We start from the raw sequence: 15,119 nt of genomic DNA, 5'->3' as shown, positions 1-15,119 counted from the left end.
GATGGGCGGTGAGGGGGACTTGTACCATCTATTCTAGTGATGCACCCCTAACGTGAAGGAGCACTATGGAACTGTTGGCCACAATCGAGATCCCCCAGGGGTCCCGCAACAAATACGAAGTCGATCATGAGACCGGTCGGGTCAAGCTCGATCGCTACCTCTTCACCTCGATGCAGTACCCCGCCGACTACGGGTATATCGAGGACACACTCGGAAACGACGGCGACCCTCTCGATGTGCTCGTGCTGCTGCCCGAGCCCCTGTTTCCAGGTGTGCTCATCGACATCCGCCCCATCGGCATGTTCCAGATGGAAGACGAAGCCGGCGGCGATGACAAGGTCCTCGCTGTTCCTGCCGGAGATCCCCGCTGGGACTCTTATACCGACATCTCGGATGTGGACCAGTTCATGCTCGACTCGATCGAGCACTTCTTCAACCGGTACAAAGACCTCGAACCCGGCAAGTACGTCAAGGGCTCGAGCTGGGCCGGTCGCGAAGCCGCCGAGGCGGAGATCAACGCCTCCATCGAACGCTTCAAGGCCGAGGGCCACTGAGCCTTCCCTTCTGCACTCTCGATTCTCGGCCGCCCGGATGTCGTCATCCGGGCGGCCGAGTCGTGTCAGGGGATGTCCGGCCGCCGGGAGCGTGACGATCATCACGATTTCTTAGGTGACCCTAAGGGGCAGTGTGAGCCAGGTTGTGCCATCGTCGAGTCATGAAACTCGATCATGTGTCATTCGCCAGTGAACCAGATGGATATCGCGCGACTGCCGAGCGGATCTCGGAGAAGCTCGGAGTGGTTCCCTACGACGGCGGTGTGCATCCTCGATTCGGCACCAGAAACCTCATCTTCCCTCTCGCGAACGGCCACTACCTCGAAGTCGTAGAAGCCTTGGAGCACCCGGCCGCTCTCTCAACACCGTTCGGCCAGGCTGTCCGGGCTCGTTCCGAGCTCGGCGGCGGCTGGATGGGCTGGTGCGTCTCGGTCGACGATCTCGCCGCTGTCGAAACCCGCCTCGAACGCAAGGCCGTCGACGGCAACCGCACACCAGAGTCCGGTTTGGAGCTCAAGTGGCTGCAGATCGGCGTCAAGGGGCTCATCGCCGATCCCCAGCTGCCGTTCTTCATCAACTGGTCCGCCGACTCCTCACAGCACCCCTCGACGTATAAGACGAACTCCGAGGTCGCCATCGACACTCTGCAGATCGCGGGCGACCGTGATCGCCTGCGGGATTGGCTGGGGACTCAGGATGCCAAGCCGATTCCGGAGATCAACATCGACTGGTCCTCGCCCCACGGGACGCCGGGCATCATGTCGGTGAGCTTCGAGACGAAGAACGGCCCCGTCGTCATCTGACACCTTCTCAGCGCCGAGACAACGCCGGAGCGCCGAGACTGCTGTGTACACGCGGTGGTCTCGGCGCTCCGGCGTTGTCTGAAGCAAAGACTGGGCTCAGTCGCCCGGGGTCTCGTCTGCTGGTGCCTCGGCCTCGGCCCCAGCCGCGTTCCTGCGGCGCATATGTGCGGCCGTGGCCATGGCTCCGCCGACGGCGAGCAGCCCGGCACCTCCGCCCAGCAGAGGCAGAGTGCTGTCCGTTCCGGTCCACGGCAGGTCGCCGCCGTCGGATGCGGAGCCGCCCGAACCTCCGCCCGAACCGGAGCCGGAGCCGGAACCGGAACCTCCGGACCCTGAGCCTCCGCCGTCGCTTCCGGCTCCTGATGCCGCGGCTGCGGCGGCGGCATCCTTCGCACCGTCCTGGGACCCTGCGGTCGAACCGGAGCTGTCAGCGTCCGTTCCGGTCTTGTCGCCCTCGGAGTTCTCGCCCGATCCGGCGCCGTCGGCGTTGCCGTTCTCGTCCGAGTTCGCGGAGTCCTCCCCTGCGCCGTCAGCGTCGGCGTCCTGGTCCTTCGGCGGTTCTGTCGGATCCGGTGCCGAGCCGCCGTCGCCCTTGATCACCTGCACGACCGTGGGTCGCGGCAGCGCAGCCGTACCTTTGTCGACGTCTGTCTCATCGACGTAGTCGGGAAACTGCGAGTGCTGGTCGGACCACGAGCCGTCTTCACCTGGGTGCTGGACGGCGACGAACGCCGAATCGTACTCGTCGTGCACCAGCGGCCCGCAGACCTCGGCCTCGCGTGGGACGGAGAGGAACTGTTCGACGCGGCCGCGTTGGTCGCCGTCGATCGTGACCTTGAACAGACCGTCGCAGTACCCGATGCCGTCGGGAGCACCATCGGTGGAGATCCACAGGTTTCCGGCGGTGTCGAACGCCACATTGTCCGGGCACGAGATCGGTGAGACCTGGTCGGCAGGGAAGCCGGAGAAGTAGGTGGCGTCCCCCTGCTTCGGGTCGCCGCAGACGATCAGCAGCGTCCAGTCGAACTGAGTTCCCGTGTGGTCGCCGGAGCGCTCGGTGATCTCCACGATGTGCCCGTCGCGGTTCTCTGTGCGCGGGTTCGCCTCATCGGCGGCGGCCTTCCCCTCGGTGCCGCGATCGGAGTTGTTGGTGCACGCTACGTAGATGCGGCCGTTGACCGGGTTCGGTTCGACGTCTTCGCACCGGTCCATCTTCGTCGGTCCGACCTTATCGGCGGCCAGACGCGTGTGGACGAGGACCTCTTCGACGGAGAATCCCGAGACCTGGGACTTGCCGTTCCTGAGCAGCGGCAGCCACTGTCCGCTGCCGTCGAATTCTCCGTCGGCGGGCACGTCGCCGCTGCCGTCGATCTCGGACTTCGGTGAGTTTCCGGTGAACTTCGCGACGTAGAGGTCACCTTCAGTCAGCAGGGTCTTGTTGTGTGCGCGGTCGCCCTCGACATAGGTCCCCTTCGACACGAACTTATAGAGGTAGTCGAACTTCTCATCGTCACCCATATAGGCCACGGCGTGGCCCGATTCGGAGATCGTGATGTTCGCCCCTTCGTGTTTGAAGCGGCCCATGTTCGTGTGCTTGTGCGGGGTGGAGTCAGGGTCCCAGGGGTCGACCTCGACGATCCAGCCGAACCGGTTCGCTTCGTTCGCGTATCCGGGGTTGTTCGTGTCGAAACGGTCGACATCGGCTTCCCAGCCGTTCGCCGAGTCTTCGCTGCTCAGGCCGTAGCGTTTGTCCGCCGCCGAGGTTCCAGGGGTGGTGAAGTACGAGTTGAAGTTCTCCTCTCCGGAGAGGAGGGTGCCCCAAGGAGTGAGTCCACCGGCGCAGTTGCCCAATGTGCCCTGCACCTTGTCGCCGTTCGGGTAGTCCTTCGTCCGCAGCAGGTCTGAGCCGGCGGCGGGGCCGGAGAACTCGTATTCGGTGTCGATGAGGAATCGCCGGTTCTTCTGCCCGTTGACATCGACCGTCCACGTCGACTTCTCGTCCTTGCGGACGAGCTCGGCCACGGTCAGTCCGTGCGCCTCGCGGCTGATCGCCCGCTGGTCGGCTCCGTCCATATCCTCGGGGTACATGATGGCGTCGTTCGTGTACTCCTGGTTGGAGAACAGCAGCGCCCGGTTCGAATCACCGTCATCGACCTGGATGGACAGGAAGTCGTTGTTGTAGCCGAACTGGCGGCGCTGCGCCTCGGGGCTCTGGTTCTCCGGATCGAACTTCGGCGAGTCGGGGAACAGCGGGTCGCCCCAGCGGACGATCGGGTGCCAGGAATAGCCGTCGGGGACGATGAACTCGTCGATCTCGTGGTGGACCGGATCGATCGCGGTGAAGGCCAGGCTGCCTGCGGTGGCGGCGGCAGCAGAGCGAGCGGTCGGGCTGGGCGCGGTGGTCACTGCAATCGCCAAGGCACCGGCGGCCGAGGCGCCGAGAACCGCACGGCGGCTGAGCTTGGCGTTGACGATATCGCGGAAGTACCCATTCGCCGATGTGTTGCAGGTGGGCTTGAGGCAGGCGTTGTCACACTTCAGTGCACAGGTGACGGGGCTGCGCTTGCCACGCACATGGTCGGCCATCGGCAGAAAGGTTCGCATCGATAATCTCCTCGCATCGGGACGTCTCTCCCCTCAGCAGTCCACACCACTCATGGCGCACACCGGAGAGGCTCACCCGGTCGAGACTTCCACCAGCAGGAAGCCCTACGACTACCCATCGGTGAACTGAGGATGAACCCGCATGAACGAGTGCATGTCTCGGACTCCGGCCCTGCTTCGGCTCCCAGCCTCAGCCGATGTCGACGAGGCTGAGTACGCCCGGGGCGAGGAACCCGACGGCGTCGATGATGAAGTGCGCCCACACCAGCGGCATGAGTCTGCCCCTGCGCAGGAAGTACCAGCCGAAGATGATGCCCATGGCGACGTTGCCGAGGAACGGGCCGATGCCCTGATAGAGGTGGTAGCTGGCGCGGAAGACCGCCAGAGAGATGATGATCGCCCATGGCCCGTATCCCAGCTGCCGCAGTCGCAGCGCTCCGAACCCGAAGATGAGGACCTCTTCGAGGACGCCGTTCTTCGCTGCAGAGAGCAGCAGCACAGGAATCGTCCACCAGTGATCGCCGAGGTTGGACGGCTGGATCTCGGCCGTGATCCCCAACGCCCGGCCGCTGGCGTACACGCCGAGGGTGCCGATGCCGATCACGAGGAAGACGAGACCGCCGTGGCCGAGGTCGCGCAGCCTGTGCCCGTCGACGCCCAGCCGCGTGCTCAGGTTCCGGTGCTCCCGATCGCGGGTGAGCAGGTAGAGGGCGAGGACGACGGGCACAAGGGTGAAGGCGATGTCCAGGAGCTGGTAGATGAGGTCGAAGCCCGGCCGGGGCGAGATCGCGGTGTTGAGTTTCGCCTGAGCGTCGCTGATCGGTCCGCGGGTGGCGATATCGGCCAGGCGCACGATCGCGTAGACGGCGGACTGTCCCAAGGACAGGGCCGCAACGATGCCGAGCTCGAACCACAGGCGCTTTCTCTCCTGTGGTTCGAGCTCGGCCGTCATGCCCTCAACTGTAGCCGGGACGGCTCAGTGTTTGGGTTCACCGTCCCCGTCGTCGCGGCGCGGGTGCTGGCTGCGCAGAGTGAAGTCCGTTCCCGGCGCAGCGTCCCGACCATCGTCGACCCGTCCGTCATCGACGTGGTCGGCTTCTGTCGAACCGTCCGGCGCCGAGGCGGTCCTGCCCGCATCCGCGGACGTCGAGTCCACGGTCGGTTCGGCCACCTCGGTGGGTGTCTCTCCCTCTGTCCGTGCCGGGGCACGGGACTCGGCGTCAGCAGCTTTCGGTGCGTCGGGCACCGCTGCGGTCTCTCGCTCGTTCGCTCGGGCTTCGGCAGTGTCGAGGACCTCTCCGCGGGCCATGTTCTTCACGTATTTCTTCTCCGCCCGGCGCTCCTTCACACCCTCGAGGAGCAGGTAGAGCACGGGCACGAGAATCAGGGTGAGCAGCGTCGAGCTGACCAGACCGCCGATGACGACGATCGCCAGCGGCTTCGAGATGAACACTCCGCCGCCGGTGAGCCCCAGGGCCATCGGCAGCAGAGCGAAGATCGTCGCCGCCGCGGTCATGAGGATCGGACGGTAACGCAGCCTGGCGCCGTGGACGATGGAGGTGCGCAGATCGACCCCACGGACTCGGAAGTGGTTGATGAGGTCGATGAGCACGATCGCGTTCGTGACCACGATGCCGATGAGCATGAGCAGACCGATCATCGACGTCAGCCCCAGCGGGGTGTCGGTGATCAGCGAGAGCGCAACCGAACCGGTGGCCGCGAACGGAATCGAGACCAGCAGGATCAGCGGCTGCAGCAGCGATTTGAACGTGGCGACCATGATGACGAAGACGATGAGGATCGCCGCGAGCATCGCAAGCCCCAGCTGCGAGAACGCTTCGTTCTGCTCCTGCGTGGCACCGCCGGTGTCGACGGACACTGTATCGGGAAGGTCCACCTCGTCGAGGGCGGACTGCACATCGGTCGACACCGCACCGAGGTCATCGCCCTCCGGGGTCACGGACACGGTCGTCGAGCGCTGCGAATCCGTGTGGCGGATCGTCGGGGCGGTTTTGACCTCCTTGACCTCGGCGACGTCATCGAGCTCGATGAAGCGCGGCTCCGATGTCACGGGAGCACCCGCGTTCGGATCGCCTCCGGCGGTGCCGCCGGCTGCATCGGCTCCGGCGCCGCCAGCACCCCCAGCGTCTCCGGCACCACCGGCGCCGCCAGCTCCTCCAGCGCCGCCAGCCGCACCGGCGTCACCTGAGCCCCCGGCACCACCAGCCGCACCGGCACCGCCCGCAGCGCCGCCGGCAGGAGCCGTCTCCTCCGGCTTGCCCGGAATCTTGAGTTCGCGCAGCTTCTCCACGGTGTCTGCGTTGCGGTCGAAGAGCAGCACCGAATGGGAGACATCGTCGATGACGACCTCGCCGATCTGCTGACCGTGCATGGCGCGCTGCACATATTGGCCGATGGCCGCCTCGGTGAGGTTCTCCTCTGCGGCCTTCTCGTGATCGACCTTGACCTCGATCACGGGCTGGACCGCTTCGATGTCGCTCGTCACCGACTGAGCCGAGGACACGCCCTCGAGCTTGTCGCTGACCTTCTGCGTGGCGTCGTCGAGTTCCTGGGCGTCGGTGGCCGTGAGCGTGACGTCGATCGTCTGTGCGCCCGGCGTCGAGCTCTGACTTGCCACTTCGACGTCGCCGGCACCCTCGAGGTCGTCGAACTGCTTCTGCAGATTCGCCGAGATCGACTGCGCCGAGACTCCGGACTTCGTGTTGACGGTGTAGGTGCCGGTCAGCGAGGAGTCGTCGGTGAAGCCGAACGTCGTGCCGCCGAGCGACAGCTGGTAGTTATCGACATCGGATTCGTCGCCGAGGATGTCCTCGACCTTCTCCGCCTGCTTCGACGCCTCATCGAGATCGGTTCCCGGGTCGAAGGTCTGCGAGACCTGCAGGGAGTCCTGACCGGTGTCGCCGAAGAGCTCGGTCTTCAGCTGTGGAATCATCGCTCCGGTGCCGCCGAGCACGAGTACGGCGATGAGGATCATGACGATCGGGTGCTTCGTCGAGAACCCGATGACCGGCATATAGGTCTTCTGCAGGCGTGTCACCGGCGAATGCATTCCGGCGAGCTCGTCGACTGCCTCCGTGCCGTCTTCGGACTCTCCATACTGCGGACCGCCCGCAGCGACTCCGGTCGGCTCGGAACGAGTGGAGGCGGAGGCTCCGGATCGAAGTGCGGAGTCGGTGCTGTCGCGAGGACCGGTGTCTTCAGCCTCGGCACCGGCAGCGACGAGGTCGCGCTTCTTGTCGGCCTTCTTCGCCGCCTTCTTCTCTGCCCGCCATTGCGAGAGCATCGACTTGCGGCTGCGGCGGATCTCGGCCTTCTCCTCACGGGTGAGTCTGACCTTCGCCTCACGCTGACGCAGGAACCAGTACGCGAGGACCGGGACGATCGTCAGCGCCACGAACAGCGAGGACAGCAGAGCGATCGTTGCGGTCAGGGCGAAGGGACGGAACATCTCTCCCGTCTGCCCGGTCACGAACGCCAGCGGCAGGAACACAGCCACCGTGGTCAGGGTCGATGCGGTGATGGCTCCGGCCACCTCGGAGACGGCGGCGAGGATGTTCGAGAACTTGTCCCCGCCGGAGGCATGACGTCTGCGGATCGCCTCGATGACGACGATGGAGTCGTCGACGACGCGGCCGACCGAGATCGTCAGCGCACCGAGGGTGAGCATGTTCAGGGTCTCCCCACCCATCCACAGCCCGATCATGGCGATGAGCAGCGACAGCGGAATGGAGATGGCGGTGATGATCGTCGCCCGCACCGAGAGCAGGAAGACGAGGATGACGAGGACCGCGAAGATCAGACCCAGACCGCCCTCGTTGAGCAGGTCGTGGATGGACTGCTCGATGAACGGCGCCTGATCGAATGCGGAGACGAACTCCGTATTGTCGCCCATCATCTTCTCGAGTTCGGGCAGTTTGTCGGCCACCGCGTGCGAGACGTCAACGGTGTTCGCGTCGGATTCCTTCATCACCGATACGGACAGTGAGGGCTGCCCGTTCGTCCGCGAGATCGACTCGATGGGTTCGTCGACGAGTTTGACGTCGGCGACGTCGGCGACCGTGATCGGGTCATCCTTGCCGGAGATGACCAGATCCTCGATCGCATCGATCGAGCGGATGCGGGTGCCGACCTCGACCGGGGCCGTGCCGTCGGAGGCCTTGAGCTCACCCGCCGAGGTGGGGACTCCGTTGGACTGGAGGATGCCGGCCACCTCGTCGAGGTCGGCTCCTTCGTCTTCGAGATCGTCGCGTCGGATGCTGATCTCGACCTGTTTGGTCTTCGCTCCGGCGATCTGCACCTGCGAGACTCCGTCGACCTTCTTCAGCTCCGGCTCGACGATGTCTTCGAGATTCGCCGCCAGCCGGTCCTCATCGGCGTCCGAGGTCACGGACAGAGCGAGCACCGGAATATCGTCGGTGCCCATCATCATGACATTCGGTTCGACCCCGTCGGGCAGACTCGGCTGCACCTGAGAGACTGCGCGCTGCAGGGCACGGACGACGTCATCGGAGTCGTCGCCGTACTTCGTGCTCACGGTGATCTGCGCACTTCCCGCCGAGGATGTCGAGGTCATGTCCTCGACCTCGGGAAGTGCAGTCAGCGCCCCTTCGAGGGGGTCGGTGACTTCGGATTCTACGGCCTCCGGGGTAGCTCCCTCATAGGAGGCGGTGACCGTGGCCTGCGGGTTGTCGAGGGAGGGGAAGAGCTCTTGCTTGAGGGCACCGGCTCCGATGACACCGAAGATGACGGCGACGACGGAGATGAGCGCGATGAGCGCCCGGTTCTTCAAGCTCAGCCGAGTCAGAAAACTCACGGAGGGGACCTTCTTTGTCGTAGGCAGGGAGACGACGCAGAACGCCGACAGGGCCATCCTAGTGAGTGTCCCCTGAACCGCACATGAGGAAAACCTGACTTCTCCGAATCGGAGCGGGGCTCAGCGGGTCCTCTTCTTCAGCTCGGTGAACCTGCAGCAGCTCGGCCCATGCATCGAGCGGCGGCGGTTTCACCGAGCTGGAACGGGCTGACGGGGACGGGTCTCGCGGCCGAAGAACCACAGTCCCGCGGCGATGACGCCGAGAACTCCGGTGAGCAGGAACGCCCACGAGTAGTCGAAGCGATCGACGACGGCTCCGGCGATGATCGGGCCGAGGATGGCTCCGCCGTCGAGAGCCATCTGGTAGCGGGCGAGCACCCGGCCGCCTTTGCGTTCACGCCCGATGACGTCGGCGACGGTGGCCTGCTGAGCAGGGTTGGCCAGCCCGGAACCGACACCGGCGATGACGGAGAAGGCGAAGAACAGCCAGATCGAGTCGATGAAGGCCAGAGCCGCGGTGGTCACGCCGAGGACGAACAGACCCCATTGGATGAAGGGTCTGCGCCCGACGGTGTCGGCGAAGCGTCCGACAACCGTGACTGCCGAGGCATTGCCGATGGCGAACATGGTCAGGGCAAGGCCAGCCACGGCGGTATCGGCTTTGAGAGCCTGGATGGCGAAGAGGGGGTAGATGGCCACGCGGATGCCCATCGCCGACCAGCCTTGGACGAATGCGGATATGAGTGCCGAGCGGTAGGCCGAATCCTTCCAGGCTTCCCGGAAGGACATGACTTCCTGCTGCTTCTCGTCCTTCTCCGCTTCCAGTCGGGCGCGTCCGGACTTCGTCGAGGATCCGAAGGCGGCGGTGGAGGCGAGGAAGACGCGCACGACGATGGCGGCGATGAGCAGGCCGACGGCGTAGATGATGAACGGGATGCGCATCCCCCACCCGGCCATCGCACCACCGAGGACGGGGCCGGCGATATTGCCGACGAGGAACGCAGTCGCATAGGTCGACGACGCCTTCGCCCGGGCGTCGATCGGGGCGAGCCGAACGATGAGCGCCATCGCGGAGACGCTGAACATGGTCGAGCCGATGCCGCCGAGTCCGCGGAAGATCAGGAGCTGCCAGTAGTCCTGAGCGAATGCGACGGCCGCGGTGGAGGCGGCGACGATGAGGAGTCCGGTGATGTAGATGCGGCGTTCGCCGAAGGCATCGACGAGGCGGCCCGAGGACGGGGAGAACACGAACCGGAAGAACGCGAAGGAGGAGACGACGATGGTTGCGGCGGTGACCCCGAAGTCGAAGCTCGCCGCGAACTGCGGCAGGACGGGCGCGATGATTCCGTACCCCAAGGCCACGATGAAGGCCGCTGCCACGAGGACGTAGATCTCCTTGGGCAGACGGCGGGACTCGGCCTGCCGGGCATCATCGCCGGATGGGGTCACGGCCGCCTCGTCGTGGATGCCGTCGTTCTCACGCGCGCTCACAGGATATCGAGGAACTGCTCGGGTTTCGGCAGGGGACGAGTGCTCGTGGCCAGGCGCTGTCGGTACCGTTCGGGGACGGCGCCGATGTAGAACCAGCCCATGAGCAGTTCGTGATCGTCAAGACGGTGGAGGCGACGGACCGGTTCGCTGTTCGTCAGGGTTCCTGACCGCCACATCACTCCCCAACCGGCCTGCCACAGGGCGAGCTCGAGAAGGTGTCCGGCACCGGAGGCGGTGGCATGCTGCTCCCATTCGGGAACTTTGTCGTGCTTGACCGGGGAGGCGACGAGGGCGAGGAGGAGTTCGGCCCGCAGCGGCTTGGTGTTGGTCTCGCCGGGTTTGCGCACCACCCCGGCGGCTTCGTCGAGGGCTGCGCCGAGGCGGTGCCGGTCGTCTCCGCGGATGATGAGGAAGCGCCAGGGACGCAGGGCTTTGTGGTCGGCGACCGCGGAGATCGAACGGATGATCTCGAGCAGGTCGGAGTCGTTCGGGGTCTCCGGGTCGACCTTCGAGATCGACCGTCGGGTGCTCAGCGCGTGCAGAACGGGATCGGCGACGATATCGATCGATGACGGCACTGAGTAGTCGGGTCCGCGGCGGGTGGGCGTGACGCTTGCGGTGCTGCTCTTCGCCGAGACGGCGGCAGCCTCGGCGGCGTCAGCGTCATCTGCACTCTGGGTCGAGTGGGCAGTCTGTGCGTCCTGCGCGGCAAGGTTCTTCGCCCACGGGCCGGTGTTGCCGTCGAGGAAATGGGCACGCACACGGTCTTTGGTCACTTCGCAGGCATCGCCGTTCAAGTCTCTGCCGGAGCGCTTGGTCTTCTTGGACTTGTGTTTCTTGTCCTTGTGTCCGCCCATCAGCTCACCCATTCGGCGAATTCGGCGCGGGCGCGGCGCAGCTTCGGGTCGATGATGACACGGCAGTAGCCGTTGTCGGGGTTCGCGGTGTAGAAGTCCTGGTGGACAGCCTCGGCGGTATAGAAGGTGCCGAGGGGTTCAAGCGTGGTCACGATCGGTGAGTCGAAGAGCGTCTGCGCGGATTCGATGGCCTGGGCGAACTGCTGCTTCTCGTCCTCGTCACGGTAGAACATGGCAGACCTGTATTGGGTGCCGACGTCGTAGCCCTGCCGGTTGAGGCTCGTGGGATCGTGTCCGGTGAAGAAGAGACCGAGGATGATGTCTTCGGGGACGATGTCGGCATCGAAGGTCACCTGCAGGGCTTCGGCATGGCCGGTCGTGCCGGAGCAGACCTCGCGGTAGCCGGGATCGTCGGTGTGCCCGCCCGTGTATCCGGAGACCACTTCTTTCACGCCGGTGGTCCGCTGGTAGACGGCGTCGAGGCACCAGAAGCAGCCGGCACCGAGGGTGAGGGTACGAAGATCGCTCATAACTCGTATAACGATGACTGATTCAGGTTATTCCCGCAACGAGGTGGCCCCGCAGACACCGACAGTCTTCTCGGCGATGGGCTCATTGCCCATCGACGCGGATGCTCAGCTCCTCCGGTCGTGGCCAGGTCTCCAGCGTGTGCACCTGTTCGTCGAAGGCGCCGTCCGTGATCTCCAGACTCGACCAGTAGCCGGCTCCGTCCTCGTCTCCAGTCTTCTCGGGGTGGAGAGTGCCCGGCACGGAGTCACGCAGGGCCGCGGCCGTGAGCATATCTGCGTCGGTGTCGACGGTCTGTTCGCCCAGGTCGATGCGATTGAGGCGCCCGTCGACGATTTCGAGGCTGAGCTCCACGCCGTCCTCGGACCGGTCGGAGGTGCCGACGATTCCGGTGACCGGGTAGGTGTGCATCGCCGGCACGATCGAAGAGCTCACGTCGCGAGGGCGCACGTCGATCGAGACGATGTCGTCTCCTTCGAGCGCCTGCGCCAGCTGCTGGGAGTCGAGGAGGACCGGTTCATCCCCCGAATGGAGGGAGTCTGGGTAGGCCACCCACACGAAGAACTGTGCGGAGACGAACTGCTCGCGGACCGCCTCCGCGGTTTCCGGAGAATTCGGGTGCGGCTGGGACAGCAGCAGGTCGACCGATTCGCGGATATGTGCCGGAAGCTCGATCTCGACCGGGGCCCAATGCGTCTCCTCACCCGCGTCGGCCCAGGATCCGACGGTCTCGATCGCTGCGGCTGTCAGTGCCACGAGTCCACCGCTGATCAGGGCAGTGAGACCACGGCCCACGCCTGTCGGGAGTCGATGGTCGACGGCTTCGACGAGGTTCTCGCTCACCGGCCACAGCGCCCAGCCGGCCGCGCCAGCGGCAACTGCAGCAGCTGCGTTGAGGAAGGACGGTGACTTCAGGTCGGCATTCTCCTCCCACCATGCCTCAGGGTCGAAGTCGGACTCGAGCTGCCCCGCGCTGAGGTCCGCGGCGGCCTCAGTGGAGTAGCGCACGGGTCCCGTGCCCCGGCCGGTGAAGTAGTCGACGAAGTCGTCGATGCCGCTCGATCCGCCGACCTTGCCGAGAAACGCGGTGGTTCCGGTGAGCCAGGTCAGACCACCGGTCGCAAGTGCTGTGCCCAGCCGAAGGTACCGCTGATCGTCGGCAGAGACATCTCGCCTGCGGACCAGAGCGAGGGACGTCGCGGCCAGGGTGGCAGCGGTGCGGACGATTCGGTGATGGCGCTGGGGGATGTCAGGAAGTCGCATGCCCTCATCCCAACATGCTCACCTGTGCTGTCAGTGAGAGTCGAGCGTTGTCATCGGTGCCGCAGCCGGGCCGACTCGGCGATCCTCACATCACCATGCCGCTGGGCAGGGAGAAGCCGAGCTCGGCCGCGGCCTTCTGCGTGGAGGGCTGGTGCCAGAACTTCGCCACCGATTCGTTCGTCGCCAGCGACCGCATCTCGGCCTTGTCGAGGAACAGGATTCCGGCCAGGTGGTCGGTCTCATGGGCGACGATGCGGGCGGACCAGCCGGTGATCACCTCGGCGATTGAGCCACCGTCGAGGTCAACGCCGTGCAGTTCGATCTCCCGCGGCCGGGCGACGACGGCCTGGTAGCCGGGGATCGAGAGGCAGCCTTCATAGAAGGCGACATCATCAGATGATGCGCGTGAGTATTCGGCGTTGAGGACCACCCGCAGCGGCATCGGCTCCCTCTGCCGCACCTCGGCGACCTCGGGATCCCGGGCACCGGGGTCCTCGGCGACGAACATCGACACACCGATGCCCACCTGTGGGGCGGCCAGGCCGACGCCGGGGGCGGCGAGCATGGTCGCACGCATCACCTCGGCGAGCTGCTGCAGCTCGGCATCGTCGACCTGCCCGTCGAAGGGTCGGGTCTCGCAGCGCAGCACCGGGTCACCGGCCTCGACGATGGGAGCGGTCCCATCCCCCGCCTCGGCGGCGGTGAGGACGGCACGGATCTGGGCGGCGATGGTCGCGTCGGCCTCGTGCATCTCCGAAGTCCCTCCGTGGATCAGTGCGCGCGGGCGACGATGAGTTCGGCGTGTTTGAGCAGCGGGGCGTCGATCATCTTGCCCTCAAAGGCGAAGGCGCCCTTCTCGGTCTTCGCGAGTTCGAGCACGGACGTCGCCCAGGTCAGCTGTTCGTCGTTGGGGCGGAAGGCGTCGCGGACGACGGGTACGTGGTTGGGGTGGATGGAGACCTTGCCGGAGAATCCGGACTGCACGGCGTCTTCGGCTTCGAGCGCGAGTCCCTCGAGGTTCGGGATGTCGGCCCAGATCGAGTCGAGGGCGAACTTGCCGTGGGCGCGGGCGGCGAGCAGGGTCTGGTTGCGCACATGCTTGGCGACATCGCGGTAGTCCCCGTCGGCGTTGCGTGAGGAGCCTCCTCCGAGGTCGGCGATGAGGTCCTCGGAACCCCACATGAGGGCAAAGGAATTGGGTGCGGCGGCGATCTCGGCGACGTTGAGGGCACCCAGTCCGGTCTCGATGAGGGCGATGACCTGGTAGCCGGCGAGGACCGTCAGGTCGGTGCCGCGCTGTGACTTCGGCAGCATCACAGCCGTGTATTCGGTCTGTGCGAGCATCTTGAGATCCTCGCCGAGGTGCTCGGAGTCCCTGGCATTGACGCGCACGACCGTGCGGGTGGGGTCGAGCGGAAAGTCGATGATCGCCTCGCGGGCGGTGTCCTTGTCCGCCTCGTTGACAGCGTCCTCGAGGTCGAGGATGACGATGTCGGAGCGTTCGGCGGCTTTCGTGTACCGGTCGGGACGGTCGCCGGGGCAGAAGAGCCAGGCGGGTTTGAATTCCAGGGCCATGGGGGTGCTCACTCTCCTGATTCGGTCTGGTCGTCTGCGGCGGTGTTCTCCGTGTCCTTCGCGTGGCTCGAGTCGAACATCATGGTCTGTCGCACGGCCTTGGCCACGAGGGTGCCGTCCTGGTTGAAGCCGCGGTGTTCGAGGGTGACGATGCCCTGTCCGGGGCGCGACTTCGAATTCCGTTTCTCGAGGATCGTCGTCTCCGCGTAGAGGGTGTCACCGTGGAACAGGGGTGCGGGGAAGCTGACCTCGGAGAAGCCGAGGTTGCCGACGATCGTGCCCTGGGTCAGCTGGGTGACCGAGAGCCCGATGAGCGTGGCCAGGGTGAACATCGAGTTCACCAGTCGTTGGCCGAAGGGTTCGGTCTCAGCGAAGGCCGCGTCGAGGTGGAGGGCCTGGGTGTTCATGGTCACGGCCGTGAACCACGTGTTGTCCGCCTCGGTGATGGTCCGCCCGGGCGCGTGCCTGTACGTCGCGCCGACTTCCATCTCGTCAAGCCACAGACCTCGTTGTTCGATGACCTTCTCACCCATGTGTCGCTCCTCACTCGTCGTACTGCGAGCTTATCGTCTGGCACGGACACCGAGGTAGCCGGGGCAGTCTTCGTGTC

General features: G+C 65.4%; 12 protein-coding genes. 2 read left to right on the top strand and 10 right to left on the bottom strand.

Going from position 1 to position 15,119, the window contains the following annotated elements:
• The first annotated feature begins 65 nt into the window (after nucleotides 1-65).
• Entirely contained in the window at nucleotides 66-554 is a 489-nt protein-coding gene (locus EB835_RS11875; protein ID WP_135809680.1) for an inorganic diphosphatase, read from the top strand.
• A gap of 161 nt (nucleotides 555-715) precedes the next feature.
• Nucleotides 716-1,357, top strand: a complete 642-nt coding sequence (locus EB835_RS11870) for a VOC family protein (protein ID WP_135809679.1) — start codon at nucleotides 716-718, stop codon at nucleotides 1,355-1,357.
• 96 nt (nucleotides 1,358-1,453) lie between these two features.
• On the opposite strand, the gene EB835_RS11865 is transcribed toward EB835_RS11870, so the two are convergent.
• The 10 genes from EB835_RS11865 to EB835_RS11820 form a co-directional block, all read right to left on the bottom strand.
• On the bottom strand, nucleotides 1,454-3,961 hold the full coding sequence (locus EB835_RS11865; protein ID WP_135809678.1) for a PhoX family protein: 2,508 nt from the start codon (nucleotides 3,959-3,961) through the stop codon (nucleotides 1,454-1,456).
• Between the two features lie 190 nt (nucleotides 3,962-4,151).
• Entirely contained in the window at nucleotides 4,152-4,913 is a 762-nt protein-coding gene (locus tag EB835_RS11860) for a CPBP family intramembrane glutamic endopeptidase (protein WP_135809677.1), read from the bottom strand.
• Nucleotides 4,914-4,937: 24 nt separating this feature from the next.
• Entirely contained in the window at nucleotides 4,938-8,795 is a 3,858-nt protein-coding gene (locus tag EB835_RS11855) for an efflux RND transporter permease subunit (RefSeq protein WP_240688709.1), read from the bottom strand.
• 189 nt (nucleotides 8,796-8,984) lie between these two features.
• On the bottom strand, nucleotides 8,985-10,286 hold the full coding sequence (locus tag EB835_RS11850; RefSeq protein WP_240688708.1) for an MFS transporter: 1,302 nt from the start codon (nucleotides 10,284-10,286) through the stop codon (nucleotides 8,985-8,987).
• Entirely contained in the window at nucleotides 10,283-11,155 is an 873-nt protein-coding gene (locus EB835_RS11845; RefSeq protein ID WP_240688707.1) for a nitroreductase family protein, read from the bottom strand. Before EB835_RS11845 ends, EB835_RS11850 begins: the two co-directional genes overlap by 4 nt.
• On the bottom strand, nucleotides 11,143-11,673 hold the full coding sequence (gene msrA / locus EB835_RS11840; protein ID WP_135809676.1) for a peptide-methionine (S)-S-oxide reductase MsrA: 531 nt from the start codon (nucleotides 11,671-11,673) through the stop codon (nucleotides 11,143-11,145). Before msrA ends, EB835_RS11845 begins: the two co-directional genes overlap by 13 nt.
• Before the next feature lie 82 nt (nucleotides 11,674-11,755).
• Nucleotides 11,756-12,934 (bottom strand): hypothetical protein, encoded by a 1,179-nt coding sequence (locus EB835_RS11835; protein WP_135809675.1) that lies wholly within the window; start codon nucleotides 12,932-12,934, stop codon nucleotides 11,756-11,758.
• A gap of 85 nt (nucleotides 12,935-13,019) precedes the next feature.
• Entirely contained in the window at nucleotides 13,020-13,685 is a 666-nt protein-coding gene (locus EB835_RS11830; RefSeq protein WP_135809674.1) for a peptide deformylase, read from the bottom strand.
• A 20-nt stretch (nucleotides 13,686-13,705) separates the two neighbouring features.
• Nucleotides 13,706-14,509, bottom strand: coding sequence for an HpcH/HpaI aldolase/citrate lyase family protein (locus tag EB835_RS11825; protein WP_135809750.1), 804 nt, complete (start codon nucleotides 14,507-14,509; stop codon nucleotides 13,706-13,708).
• 8 nt (nucleotides 14,510-14,517) lie between these two features.
• Nucleotides 14,518-15,042 carry a MaoC family dehydratase gene (locus EB835_RS11820; protein ID WP_135809673.1) on the bottom strand — a complete coding sequence of 175 codons (525 nt, stop codon included), beginning with the start codon at nucleotides 15,040-15,042 and terminating at the stop codon, nucleotides 14,518-14,520.
• Nucleotides 15,043-15,119 lie beyond the last annotated feature (77 nt).

Origin of the sequence: Brevibacterium sp. S22 (genome assembly GCF_004745485.1) — a bacterium.
In the GTDB taxonomy this organism is placed as follows: domain Bacteria; phylum Actinomycetota; class Actinomycetes; order Actinomycetales; family Brevibacteriaceae; genus Brevibacterium.
The sequence above is the reverse complement of the archived record's forward strand: the minus strand, read 5'-3'. Positions and strand labels throughout refer to the sequence as shown.

What these genes read in the sequence shown, in the direction of transcription:
- EB835_RS11830 (WP_135809674.1), bottom strand. Translation starts at nt 13,685, where the DNA reads ATGCACGAGGCCGACGCGACCATCGCCGCCCAGATCCGTGCCGTCCTC.
- EB835_RS11875 (WP_135809680.1), top strand. Translation starts at nt 66, where the DNA reads ATGGAACTGTTGGCCACAATCGAGATCCCCCAGGGGTCCCGCAACAAA.
- msrA (WP_135809676.1), bottom strand. Translation starts at nt 11,673, where the DNA reads ATGAGCGATCTTCGTACCCTCACCCTCGGTGCCGGCTGCTTCTGGTGC.
- EB835_RS11820 (WP_135809673.1), bottom strand. Translation starts at nt 15,042, where the DNA reads ATGGGTGAGAAGGTCATCGAACAACGAGGTCTGTGGCTTGACGAGATG.
- EB835_RS11845 (WP_240688707.1), bottom strand. Translation starts at nt 11,155, where the DNA reads ATGGGTGAGCTGATGGGCGGACACAAGGACAAGAAACACAAGTCCAAG.
- EB835_RS11835 (WP_135809675.1), bottom strand. Translation starts at nt 12,934, where the DNA reads ATGCGACTTCCTGACATCCCCCAGCGCCATCACCGAATCGTCCGCACC.
- EB835_RS11870 (WP_135809679.1), top strand. Translation starts at nt 716, where the DNA reads ATGAAACTCGATCATGTGTCATTCGCCAGTGAACCAGATGGATATCGC.
- EB835_RS11825 (WP_135809750.1), bottom strand. Translation starts at nt 14,509, where the DNA reads ATGGCCCTGGAATTCAAACCCGCCTGGCTCTTCTGCCCCGGCGACCGT.
- EB835_RS11860 (WP_135809677.1), bottom strand. Translation starts at nt 4,913, where the DNA reads ATGACGGCCGAGCTCGAACCACAGGAGAGAAAGCGCCTGTGGTTCGAG.
- EB835_RS11865 (WP_135809678.1), bottom strand. Translation starts at nt 3,961, where the DNA reads ATGCGAACCTTTCTGCCGATGGCCGACCATGTGCGTGGCAAGCGCAGC.